Annotated in this window: 10 protein-coding genes; 7 read left to right on the forward strand and 3 right to left on the reverse strand. The window is 47.0% G+C overall.

The genetic code is table 11. From position 1 onward, the window contains the following. Positions 1 to 242 precede the first annotated feature (242 nt). Complete coding sequence (metK, locus tag C9J01_RS25400; protein ID WP_107300889.1) at positions 243 to 1,397, reverse strand: methionine adenosyltransferase; 1,155 nt, start codon at positions 1,395 to 1,397, stop codon at positions 243 to 245. A gap of 408 nt (positions 1,398 to 1,805) precedes the next feature. On the opposite strand from metK, the gene tkt reads away from it, so the two are divergent. From tkt to mscS, 6 genes are all read left to right on the forward strand, one after another. Beyond that, entirely contained in the window at positions 1,806 to 3,800 is a 1,995-nt protein-coding gene (tkt, locus tag C9J01_RS25405; RefSeq protein ID WP_107300890.1) for a transketolase, read from the forward strand. Between the two features lie 65 nt (positions 3,801 to 3,865). Then, entirely contained in the window at positions 3,866 to 5,041 is a 1,176-nt protein-coding gene (locus tag C9J01_RS25410) for a glycosyltransferase family 87 protein (RefSeq protein WP_107300891.1), read from the forward strand. 400 nt (positions 5,042 to 5,441) lie between these two features. After that, entirely contained in the window at positions 5,442 to 6,482 is a 1,041-nt protein-coding gene (gene epd / locus C9J01_RS25415; protein WP_107300892.1) for an erythrose-4-phosphate dehydrogenase, read from the forward strand. 87 nt (positions 6,483 to 6,569) lie between these two features. Then, complete coding sequence (locus C9J01_RS25420) at positions 6,570 to 7,733, forward strand: phosphoglycerate kinase (protein WP_107300893.1); 1,164 nt, start codon at positions 6,570 to 6,572, stop codon at positions 7,731 to 7,733. Positions 7,734 to 7,887: 154 nt separating this feature from the next. Continuing rightward, positions 7,888 to 8,964: a class II fructose-bisphosphate aldolase gene (fbaA, locus tag C9J01_RS25425; protein WP_107300894.1), complete on the forward strand. Its 1,077-nt coding sequence runs from the start codon at positions 7,888 to 7,890 to the stop codon at positions 8,962 to 8,964. Positions 8,965 to 9,239: 275 nt separating this feature from the next. Further along, positions 9,240 to 10,166: a small-conductance mechanosensitive channel MscS gene (mscS, locus tag C9J01_RS25430; RefSeq protein ID WP_170114934.1), complete on the forward strand. Its 927-nt coding sequence runs from the start codon at positions 9,240 to 9,242 to the stop codon at positions 10,164 to 10,166. 191 nt (positions 10,167 to 10,357) lie between these two features. Here the strand turns inward: mscS and C9J01_RS25435 are convergent, their stop codons facing one another. Beyond that, positions 10,358 to 10,855: a YbaK/EbsC family protein gene (locus C9J01_RS25435; RefSeq protein ID WP_107300895.1), complete on the reverse strand. Its 498-nt coding sequence runs from the start codon at positions 10,853 to 10,855 to the stop codon at positions 10,358 to 10,360. Further along, positions 10,845 to 11,477 carry a LysE/ArgO family amino acid transporter gene (locus C9J01_RS25440; RefSeq protein WP_107300896.1) on the reverse strand — a complete coding sequence of 211 codons (633 nt, stop codon included), beginning with the start codon at positions 11,475 to 11,477 and terminating at the stop codon, positions 10,845 to 10,847. Before C9J01_RS25440 ends, C9J01_RS25435 begins: the two co-directional genes overlap by 11 nt. A 177-nt stretch (positions 11,478 to 11,654) precedes the next feature. Here C9J01_RS25440 and C9J01_RS25445 point away from each other — a divergent pair, with 177 nt between their 5' ends. Next, positions 11,655 to 12,551 (forward strand): LysR family transcriptional regulator ArgP, encoded by an 897-nt coding sequence (locus C9J01_RS25445; RefSeq protein WP_107300897.1) that lies wholly within the window; start codon positions 11,655 to 11,657, stop codon positions 12,549 to 12,551. Positions 12,552 to 12,612: the final 61 nt, after the last annotated feature.

A 12,612-nucleotide genomic window follows, 5' to 3' on the forward strand; every position in this document is an offset into this window, starting at 1 on the left:
CTGGTGGAGCAGGGGAGTATAGGTTGAAGAGCGGCGGGAGGGAAGACCGGCCCTAGGCACGGGGTCCTTGGAAAAGCGGGAAAAGCGGGAAGAGCGAAAGAATAAGAGCGAAGAGCTTGACGCTTTGTCACTATCAATGAACGCTCCCAGAACCCAGAACCCAGAACCCAGAACCCAGAACCGCTCCTTCAAAAACCAAAAAAGGAAGCCGAAGCTTCCTTTTTTCTATCAATCCCGAGCGCTTACTTGATGTTAGCGAAGTCGCGTAGGATATCGGCTTTGTCAGTTTTTTCCCAAGGGAACTCTTCACGACCGAAGTGACCGTATGCCGCTGTCTTCTTGTACATTGGCTTCAATAGGTCAAGCATTTCGATCAGGCCGTATGGGCGTAGGTCGAAGTGCTGGCGTACTGCTTCTACGATGATGTCGTGAGACACTTTTTCAGTACCGAATGTTTCGATCATGATAGATGTTGGATCTGCAACACCGATTGCGTAAGAAAGCTGGATTTCACAACGGTCAGCCATGCCAGCCGCGATGATGTTCTTCGCTACGTAGCGAGCTGCGTATGCTGCTGAACGGTCAACTTTCGATGGATCTTTACCAGAGAATGCACCGCCACCGTGACGAGCTGCACCGCCGTAGGTATCAACGATGATCTTACGACCAGTCAGGCCACAGTCACCCATTGGGCCACCGATAACGAAACGGCCGGTTGGGTTGATGAAGTACTTGGTGTCTTTGTTCAGCCACTCTGAAGGTAGAACTGGCTTGATGATCTCTTCCATTACTGCTTCTTGCAGTACTGGTAGCTCAATGCTGTCACAGTGCTGGGTAGAAAGTACTACAGCATCGATACCAACGATTTTGCCTTGGTCGTAGGCAAAGGTAACCTGGCTTTTTGCATCAGGGCGAAGCCAAGGAAGGGCACCGTTCTTACGTACTTTTGCCTGGCGCTCTACTAGGCGGTGAGCGTAAGTGACAGGAGCTGGCATCAATACGTCAGTTTCGTTGGTCGCGTAACCGAACATGATGCCTTGGTCACCAGCACCTAGTTCACGTGGGTCTTCACGGTCAACACCTTGGTTGATGTCTGGAGACTGCTTACCGATTGCGCTTAGTACGGCACAAGAGTTAGCGTCGAAGCCCATGTCAGAGTGGGTGTAGCCGATTTCACGAACGGTTTCGCGAGTTAGCTCTTCGATATCAACCCAAGCAGAGGTAGTGATTTCACCACCAACCATTACCATACCGGTTTTTACGTAAGTCTCACACGCAACACGTGCTTTCGGATCTTGCTCTAAGATCGCATCCAATACTGCATCTGAAATCTGATCAGCAATTTTATCTGGATGACCTTCTGATACTGACTCAGAAGTAAACAGGTGCTTCGACATGAGCGCTCCCATAAATATATGTGTTAGTTGATGTTCTCGGGCTCTTGAACCATGTTTGATGGTCACATACTTGCATACGGATATACGTTTGTATGTATAGAGCTACCTCCGTCTAGACGGCTATAATACTCTTTGTTGCTCGAAAATCAACTTGCAATCGATAGGGATATTGAAGCCAATCCATAAGCAAACGTTTTCCCTGTAACGCTTTTATTACAGTTAGTTGCCTTGTTTATTGAGGGGCTATTACCATCATTACCTTGATATAGAACTTATTTTTCTCAGGAAATCGTTTGCAGTTATAGCCCAGTCTTTGCGACAATACCCGCCCGCCGAACTGCGGCTTGCCTGAACCAATGACGGTGAGGGGAGCCGAATATTCAACGTCTACGAATTTCTGGAGCAGACATGTCTTCTCGTAAAGATCTTGCTAATGCAATCCGTGCCCTAAGCATGGACGGTGTTCAACAAGCTAACTCTGGCCACCCTGGTGCACCTATGGGTATGGCTGATATCGCTGAAGTACTGTGGCGTGGCCACATGAACCACAACCCACAAAACCCTGAGTGGGCTGACCGCGACCGTTTCATCCTGTCGAACGGCCATGGTTCAATGCTGATTTACTCTCTGCTTCACCTTACTGGCTACGATCTGTCTATCGACGATCTGAAAAACTTCCGCCAACTGCACTCTAAAACACCGGGTCACCCAGAATACGGTTACGCACCGGGTGTTGAAACAACAACTGGCCCACTAGGCCAAGGCATCACCAACGGTGTGGGCATGGCGATGGCTGAAAAAGCCCTTGCTGCTCAGTTCAACCGTGAAGGCCACGACATCGTTGACCACCACACTTACGTGTTCATGGGTGACGGCTGTCTGATGGAAGGTATCTCTCACGAAGCGTGTTCGCTTGCGGGTACCCTAGGCCTAGGTAAACTAATCGCGTTCTGGGATGACAACGGCATCTCAATCGACGGTGAAGTTGAAGGTTGGTTCTCTGACGATACGCCTAAGCGTTTCGAAGCTTACGGCTGGCACGTAATCCCAGCGGTAGACGGCCACGATGCAGACGCTATCAACGCGGCTATCGAAGCGGCTAAAGCAGATCCGCGTCCTACGCTGATCTGTACCAAGACGATTATCGGTTTCGGTTCACCAAACAAAGCAGGTTCTCACGACTGTCACGGTGCGCCACTAGGCCACGACGAAATCGCAGCAGCACGCGAGTTCCTAGGTTGGAACCACGGTCCATTCGAAATCCCTGCAGACATCGCTGCTGAGTGGGATGCGAAAGAAGCAGGCGCAGCCAAAGAAGCGGCTTGGAACGAGAAGTTCGAAGCTTACGCAGCGGCTTACCCTGAGCTAGCAGCTGAATACAAGCGCCGTGTAAACGGTGAGCTACCAGCACAGTGGGAAGAAAAAGCGAACGCTATCATTGCTGATTTGCAAGCTAACCCAGCAAACATCGCATCACGTAAAGCTTCTCAGAACGCACTAGAAGCGTTCGGCCAGATGCTTCCTGAGTTCATGGGCGGCTCTGCTGACCTAGCACCTTCTAACCTGACTATGTGGTCTGGTTCTAAGTCGCTAGAAGCTAACGACTTCTCTGGTAACTACATCCACTACGGTGTGCGTGAGTTCGGCATGACAGCAATCATGAACGGCATCGCGCTACACGGTGGCTTCGTACCATACGGTGCAACTTTCCTAATGTTCATGGAATACGCACGTAACGCAATGCGTATGGCTGCACTGATGAAAGTGCAGAACATCCAGGTTTACACCCACGACTCTATCGGTTTGGGTGAAGATGGCCCGACTCACCAGCCGGTTGAGCAGATGGCATCTCTACGCCTGACGCCAAACATGAGCACATGGCGCCCATGTGACCAGGTTGAGTCTGCAGTAGCATGGAAACTGGCTATCGAGCGTAAAGACGGCCCAACGTCGCTTATCTTCTCGCGCCAGAACCTAGCTCAGCAGGAGCGTAGCGAAGCACAGGTTGCTGACATCGCTAAAGGTGCTTACATCCTGAAAGATTGCGAAGGCAAGCCTGAGCTTATCCTTATCGCAACCGGTTCTGAAGTTGAGCTAGCGGTAGAAGCTGCTGCACAGCTAACTGCAGAAGGTAAGAAAGTTCGCGTTGTTTCAATGCCATCAACGGATGCATTCGACAAGCAAGATGCCGCTTACCGTGAAGCAGTTCTGCCATCAGACGTAACAGCTCGTGTTGCTATCGAAGCGGGTATTGCTGACTTCTGGTACAAGTACGTAGGTTTCAACGGCCGTATCATCGGTATGACGACCTTCGGCGAATCAGCACCAGCTGGCGAGCTATTCAAAATGTTCGGCTTCACCACTGAAAACGTGGTAAACACAGCGAAAGAGCTGTTGGCATAATAAAATTCTACCTTTTAGAAAAAAGCCCCTATGATTTATAGGGGCTTTTTTTATAAGGGGTGGATATGGAACATTCATCAGATGAGTCTAAAAGGTTACTGTTTTGGTTTATTGTTGGCGTAATCATTACATTTTCATTTGCATACGTAGATACCATTGACTTATTTTATGGCGAGCTATCTCGTGGGCAAGTTATGGGACGAGATTTTTTACATTCTTGGACTGCGGCTCGATTAGGCCTTGATGGTAACTTTACTGAAATATATAACACGGATAAGTTTATTAATTATGCCCCTCAGGTTGTGAAAGAGAGTGGTGTAGTATTTAACTTTGCATATCCTCCGCAAAATTTACTAATATTGCTACCATTTGGAGTCTTAAGTTATAATTCTGCTCTTATTATATGGAGCATTCTGGGGTTAACGGTATTCTTGAGCTCATTTTATATAGGCTCTGAAGACGAAAAAACCAACTTATGGCTGATTGTCTTAATTTTAGCACCTACAACTATTCTTAATTTTATATTCGGCCAAAATGGATTATTAGTGGCAGCACTGCTAATAGGTGGAGTTAGAGCATTAGATAAGCAACCTGTTTTAGCAGGTTTTCTTTTTGGTATATTGACGATTAAACCACATTTAGGCCTTCTTATTCCTATTGCACTTATAGCTAGTAATAATTGGAAAGCTTTCCTATCTGCTGTTATTACGACGATAGCCTTTATATCACTCACTGTTATCGTTATGGGAGTAGAGGTTTGGAGTGCATGGTGGGGAGAAGGTGCGTTAGCTTATGCTCGTTCATTTATTGAGAATGGTAAAGGAATGGGGATAATGATGCAAGTATCTCCATTTATAATGGTTAGAGAAACTTTTGGTAATTTAACTTTAGCTTGGATCGTTCAGGCTATATCAATGCTTATTTCAACAGTTATTATCATTTTCACTTTTAGGTCAAATTATGACAGTGCTATTAAAGGGGGGATTTTAGTTGTAGCGACATATTTAGTTAGTCCATATGTGCATAATTATGATATGGCCGCATTAACAGGTGTTATTGCTATATTAATATGTAGGTTTGGTGGTTTTTTTTCAAATTATCATAGCAGTGTTGTTTTTATTCTGGTTTGGTTTGCTCCTGTTCTAACAATGTATTTTTCGATGGTGGGTTTTTTTGTTTCACCTTTTATTGTTTTATATTTCTTATTTTTCTTAATTAAACATCCAATCTATAGTAAGTAATGATTTAATTTTCGATGATAATGTAGTTGGATATTTACAACAAAAGGAATCATTAAGAAGCCTGTTGTTTGCAGAAAAACTCGTCATATTGTTCTTTCTAGGTGCTGGACGCCCTTTAGGTATATTATATGACAAGGCTGTTCAGGGGAGCAACTCGGCATTTGCTTATTTATTTCGAACTATGAAAAAAAAAGCCCCGGCATGAGGGCTTTTTTATATAAAACGTGATCATTGTCACGCTATAGGTCAATGGTAAAGACCAGCAAAAATACAAGGTTTTCATTTTAAGTTAATGAAAATATAGCAATTTATTCTCTTGGGTGACTCTGCTCACATTTATGGTGATTATCAAGTTAGCTTGTTATACACTAACGCGGCTTATTAATTTTGTAGCACGGATATGACACTAAAAGTCGCAATTAATGGATTTGGCCGTATTGGTCGCAGTGTGCTTCGCGCACTGTACGAGAGCGGTAAAGATCATCACATCGACGTCGTGGCAGTCAACGAATTGGCTGAGCCTGAAGCTATGGCTCATCTGCTGCAGTATGACACTAGTCACGGACGCTTCTTCAAGCCTGTCAGCCATGATCAGGAGCACTTGTTTATTGCTCATGAAAACGGCGAACAGGACAGTATCCGTATCCTCCACCAAAGCGACATTCACTTACTACCCTGGAAAGACCTCGACATCGATATTGTCCTGGACTGTACCGGCATCTTCGGAAGTCGTGCCGACGGTGAAGCCCACATCAAAGCGGGCGCCAAGAAAGTGTTATTTTCTCACCCTGCTGCAAATGATATCGACAATACCATTATCTATGGTGTGAACCATGACTCGCTCAAAGCTGAGCATCACATTGTCTCCAACGGCTCTTGCACCACCAACTGTATTGTCCCTGTTATCAAGGTATTGGATGAAGCCTTCGGGATTGAATCCGGCACCATTACCACTATCCACTCGGCGATGAATGACCAGCAGGTCATCGATGCTTACCACAGCGATTTACGCCGGACCCGAGCTGCCAGCCAGTCGATTATTCCCGTTGATACTAAACTTCATCTGGGTATTGGTCGTATCTTTCCGAAATTTTCTGACAAATTCGAAGCCATCTCTGTGCGCGTACCGACAATTAACGTCACTGCGATGGATTTAAGTGTCACTGTAAAAACAAATGTGAAAGTTAATGACGTAAATCAATCACTGGCCGAGGCGTCTCGTTGTACATTAGATGGCATAGTGGATTACACAGAAGCGCCACTTGTCTCGATAGACTTCAATCACGATCCCCATAGCGCGATTGTCGACGGTACCCAGACCCGTGTAAGTAATCAGCATCTTATCAAGCTGTTGGTCTGGTGTGATAACGAATGGGGCTTTGCCAACCGGATGCTAGACACCGCCCTGGCAATGCAGGCTACCGATAAGGTTGCCGAGTAAATAGATGTAAGAATTATTGGGCTTGGCAGTGACGCCGGGCCGACAAAAACTTTGACTTTAAATTAATCAATGTTGAGAGGACAAACCATGTCTGTAATCAAGATGACTGATCTGGAACTAGCAGGTAAACGCGTATTCATCCGTGCGGACCTAAACGTACCAGTGAAAGACGGTAAAGTAACTTCTGATGCACGTATCCTTGCATCTCTGCCAACTATTAAGCAGTGCCTAGAAGCTGGCGCAAAAGTAATGGTTACTTCTCACCTTGGTCGTCCAACTGAAGGCGAGTACGCGGAAGAGTTCTCTCTACAGCCTGTTGTTAACTACCTAAACGACGCTCTAGATTGCGACGTTAAGCTAGCAAAAGACTACCTAGACGGTCTTGAGTTGAACGCTGGCGAGCTAGTTGTTCTTGAAAACGTTCGCTTCAACAAAGGCGAGAAGAAGAACGAAGAAGAGCTTTCTAAGAAGTACGCTGCACTATGTGACGTATTCGTAATGGACGCATTTGGTACGGCTCACCGTGCACAGGCGTCTACTCACGGTGTAGGTACTTACGCTCCTGTTGCATGTGCTGGTCCTCTTCTTGCTGCTGAGCTAGAAGCACTAGGTAAAGCAATGGACAACCCAGAGCGCCCATTGGTTGCTATCGTTGGTGGTTCAAAAGTTTCTACTAAGCTAACTGTACTTGAGTCTCTATCTAAAGTTGCTGACCAGCTAGTTGTTGGTGGTGGTATCGCAAACACTTTCATCGCTGCTGAAGGCCACAACGTAGGTAAGTCTCTATACGAAGCTGACCTAGTTGAAACTGCTCAGAAGCTAATGAAAGAGTGTGCAATCCCAGTTGCAACTGACGTTGCTTGTGCGAAAGCATTCGACGAGAACGCTGAAGCTGAAATCAAGAGCGTTACAGAAGTTGCTGACGATGACATGATTTTCGACCTAGGTCCTGAGTCAACTGCAGCTCTTGCTGAAATCATCGGCAACGCAAAAACTATCCTTTGGAACGGCCCTGTAGGCGTATTCGAGTTCAAGAACTTCGAAGCGGGTACTGCAGGTATCTCTAAAGCAATCGCTGAATCTGCAGGTTTCTCTGTAGCAGGCGGTGGTGACACTCTAGCGGCTATCGACAAGTTCGGTATCAAGGCTGACGTTTCTTACATCTCTACAGGTGGCGGTGCGTTCCTTGAGTTCGTTGAAGGTAAAGTACTTCCAGCGGTTGCAATGCTAGAAGAGCGTGCTAAAGCTTAAGTAATTTGAGTGCGGGAGTTCCGTCCAATAAAGAACTCCCGCCTTTTATCTGATTGTGAAAAAGGTCATGTTTTTGTAGAATATGGCCACTTCGCAAACGATTGCACAGATTTATATATTTATATAAGACAACAAGGCTAATAGGACTATTGTTATGTCTAAGATCTTCGATTTTGTAAAACCTGGTGTTATTTCTGGCGACGACGTACAGAAAGTATTTGAAGTAGCAAAAGAAAACAAATTTGCTCTTCCAGCGGTTAACGTTGTTAACACTGACTCTGTAAACTCTGTACTAGAAGCTGCTGCTAAAGTTAAAGCTCCAGTTGTTGTTCAGTTCTCTAACGGCGGTGCTGCTTTCTTCGCTGGTAAAGGCCTGAAACTAGAAGGTCAAGAATCTCAGATCATGGGTGCTGTAGCTGGTGCGAAATACGTACACGCTGTTGCTGAGTCTTACGGTGTGCCAGTAATCCTTCACACTGACCACGCTGCTAAGAAGCTTCTTCCATGGATCGACGGTCTACTAGACGCGGGTGAAGAGTTCTTCGCACAAACTGGTAAGCCTCTATTCTCTTCTCACATGATTGACCTTTCTGAAGAGTCTCTAGAAGAGAACATCGAAATCTCTGCTAAGTACCTAGAGCGTATGGCTAAGATGGGTATGACTCTAGAGATCGAACTAGGTTGTACTGGTGGTGAAGAAGACGGCGTTGACAACACTGATATGGATCAGTCTGAGCTGTACACTTCTCCAGAAGACGTAGCTTACGCTTACGAGAAACTAAACGCTATCAGCCCACGTTTCACTATCGCTGCATCTTTCGGTAACGTACACGGTGTATACAAGCCAGGTAACGTTGTTCTAACTCCAACTATCCTACGTGACTCTCAGGCATACTGTGCAGAGAAATTCGGTATCGCTGATAACGCTCTGAACTTCGTATTCCACGGTGGTTCTGGTTCTTCTCAGGAAGAAATCGAAGAGTCAATCGGCTACGGTGTTATCAAAATGAACATCGATACTGATACTCAGTGGGCAACTTGGGACGGCGTACGTGCGTACGAAGCGGAAAACCGTGACTTCCTACAGGGCCAGATCGGTAACCCAACTGGCGAAGACGCGCCTAACAAGAAATACTACGATCCACGCGTATGGCTACGTGCTGGTCAGGTTGGTATGGTTAACCGTCTTGAGCAAGCTTTCAAAGACCTTAACGCTATCGACGTACTATAAGTTACGTTTAGCTTAAAGTTTTGTAAAAAACCCGCTTCGGCGGGTTTTTTTTTGCCTGTCATTTGTTTGTGAACTCGCTCAAATTTTTGTTGGCGTTTTTTGAGCTGAGGAGTATTATCCGGCGCGAAAAAGAGCTACCAAGGCTCAACAAAATCAATAAATCACTGTTATAGTGGTGATTGCATAAGTAATTAACATAATTAAGCCTATGATTATTTGTGCTCCCGTGGCCTTTTTTACGGGAAAGGAAATAACATTTGCAGGATGAGAAAGGTATGAGTGAGAGTAGTGTTGCAGATACCGTAACGGATACCGTCACCGGTGTTGCAGATACGGTGGTGGATACCATTAAGGATAATGAATTAACAACAGGTGTGCTTAACGCTGGGACTTGGGTTGCCGACAACCAGGAACTGCTGATCCAGTACGGGGTAAATATCCTGTCTGCATTGGTCATCCTATTTATCGGTAATATCATTACCAAGAGCATCGCCAACGGCGTAGCCAAAATGCTGCGTCGCAAAGACATGGATGAAGCGGTCGTTGAGTTCTTGCACTCGCTGGTTCGCTACCTGCTATTTGTCATCGTGCTAATTGCTGCACTGGGCCGGGTTGGTGTACAGACAGCCTCTGTGGTTGCTGTAATCGGTGCCGCCGGTTTGGCTGTTGGTCTGGCTTTGCAGGGTTCGCTGTCAAACTTTGCTGCAGGTGTGTTGATTGTTGCCTTCCGTCCGTTCAAGTCAGGTGACTTTGTCGAGATTGGTGGCGTGTCAGGTTCGGTTGAATCCATCCAGGTGTTCTCGACTATTTTGAATACCCCAGACAACAAGATGGTAGTGGTACCGAACGCGTCGGTAATCGGTGGCCCAATTACTAACTATTCGCGTCATAAAACCCGCCGTATCGATTTGGTGATTGGCGTGTCATATGATGCCGATCTGAAGCATACCAAAGCAGTATTGAACCGTGTTATTGAAGCTGATGACCGTATTCTGAAAGACCCAGAACCAACGGTCGGTGTGCTTGCGCTTGCTGACTCATCAGTGAACTTCGCGGTACGTCCGTGGGTGAATACGTCAGACTACTGGGCGGTTTACTTCGACTTGATGCAGGCTATCAAGGAAGAGTTGGACAAAGAAAACATTGGGATCCCGTACCCGCAGATGGATGTTCATCTCAACAAGGTTCTCGAACAGAAGTAAGAGCCGTATCAAAAAAAATGGAGCCGCAAGGCTCCATTTTTTATGACAACGCTTATTCACCTGAACATCATTTCAAAGTCGCATAAATATATCCCTATAGCTCCAATCCTGGAGTGCCAGCCCAGACCGTCCATGGCGGATAGGCTTTGAAATGATATCCAGCAGAATAATATGATCTATGTATTTGTCAGTTAATCCATTGGTAGAGGGATCACTGTATTGGGAAGCTCTTCCAGCAGCTTATCAAGATCCGAGGCAGCAAAAGCAAAGGTCATGTCCGGCTTGCCGGGGGTGAACATCAAATCCTGATAGCTGTATACGACTGGGTCGACCAATAGGGTAATGTCGGCTGGCAGGCCGAAGGGGCACACTGCGCCCGGTGCGCAACCAATTTCCTCGATCATTTCTTCGTGGGTACAGACCGATACCCGCTTGCCCAGTACCTGCTTGACCAACTTGCTGTTGAGCCGACTGTCACGGTGGGTCAGCAGCAGGCAATGGCCGCCACCTTTGACCTTCATGAACAGGCTCTTGGTCGGGGCGGCTGTCCAGCCGAGTTCTTTACCGATCCGTTCGTCTGCCTCGAAATCAAGTATCGGCTCGTGCTGCCACTGCTGGTAATTGACATTGGCTTGGCTGAATAGCTCTAGGTTAGATTGGTAGATGTGTTCTATTTTCTCAGGCTGCATATTGGCTCCATAATCCTTGTGCCAGATGGATGGCGATGAAGAACATCATAGCGGCAACAGCTAGGTCAATTCCGCGCTTTACCTTGGGTTTTGATAATGTCGGGCCCAATTTTGCTGCCCCCATCGACAGGGTATAGAACCAGACGAACGAAGCTAGGATAGTACCGATAGCAAACGCGACACGGTCGTTGCCTTCAAACTGGCCACCGATAGAGCCCAGGATCACCACGGTATCGAGGTACATGTGGGGGTTTAACACGGTCACAGCCAATGCACCAAGGATCACAGCACGGCGCCCGCGGGCCAGCACCTCTTTATTTTTTTCCTGCTCGGATGGCTTGCGCAAGGCGCTGCTTAGGGACAGGCAACCGTAAAAGGTCAGGAACAGGATGCCGCCGATAGTCACGCTGGTCAGCAGGGTTTCATTGCTTGATAGCAACGCACCACCACCAAAGATCCCCAGGCTGATAAATAGGGTATCGAGAATGCTGCAGACCGTTGCGGTAGTAAGGTGGTGGTTACGCTTGATCCCCTGGTTGAGTACAAAGGCGTTCTGTGCCCCGATTGGAATAATCATCGATGCCCCTAGTCCAAATCCTTGTAATAACGCCCAAATGCTCATTTTACTGCTTACCTTATTGTTTGATTTTATTGCGACTCCCAGCGTCTGGGAGGTCAGTATGGATGTGATGGCGCAAGCATACTCCTGCCACTAACATTAAGTACAACTAATAAAATTTATGTAATATTAGACTTTCTAATGAAGTGGTTTCATGGCCATAAAACGGGGTGAAAAAGGATGCGGGGACTGGATTACCGGTGGATTGAAGCACTTGATGCGGTGATATCACAGCGGGGGTTTGAGCGGGCGGCAGAGTATCTGTGTATTACCCAATCGGCGGTATCACAGCGGATAAAGCAGCTGGAGAAATTGATGGCCCAGCCAATGCTGGTCAGGGAGCAGCCACCTCGGCCAACGGCGGCAGGGCAGAAAATGCTGGGGCTGTACCGCAGGGTAAGGTTACTTGAACAAGAGTTGTTACCCGAACTGACACCGGATGACAGCAGCCAGCCCTTATCTGTGTCTATAGCCACCAATGCTGATAGTTTGGCAACGTGGTTGCTGCCTGCGCTGAGCTCACTGTTGCGCTCGCGGCGAATTGAACTGAATTTAATGATCGAAGACGAAGCCCGCACCTTGGATAAACTTCGTGGTGGAGAAGTAGTCGGGGCGATCAGCATGGAATCGACCCCTATGCCGGGCTGTGTTGCTGATTACCTCGGTAGAGTCGACTTTCTCTGTGTTGCCAGCCCGTCTTTTGCTGATAAGTATTTTGCCCAAGGGGTAAACCGCGACACCTTGCTGGCTGCCCCCGGAGTGGCGTTTGACCAGCATGATGATATGCATGAGCGCTTTATCCATCAGCACTTCAACCTACCATTTGGCAGCGTGATGAAGCATACGGTGCGCTCATCAGAGGCGTTTGTCAGGATGGCGGTAGAAGGCATTGCTTATTGCTTGATCCCAAGGATCCAGATCCAGCAGGAGTTGGACTCGGGGTTGTTGGTGAACTTAACCCCCGATATTTTTCTGACCCGCCGGATGTATTGGCATCACTGGGCTCTGGAGAGTGGGGTATTGTCTGATCTGTCTGAGCAATTAACCCAATATGCAGGCCGGGTGCTACCTCAATAAAACAATGTACAAAAAATTTCTCATTTCAGGGAATTTTTTATCTCAGCCTGTTGTCATAAGG

Source organism: Photobacterium rosenbergii, assembly GCF_003026455.1.
GTDB classification, from domain to species: Bacteria; Pseudomonadota; Gammaproteobacteria; order Enterobacterales; family Vibrionaceae; genus Photobacterium; species Photobacterium rosenbergii.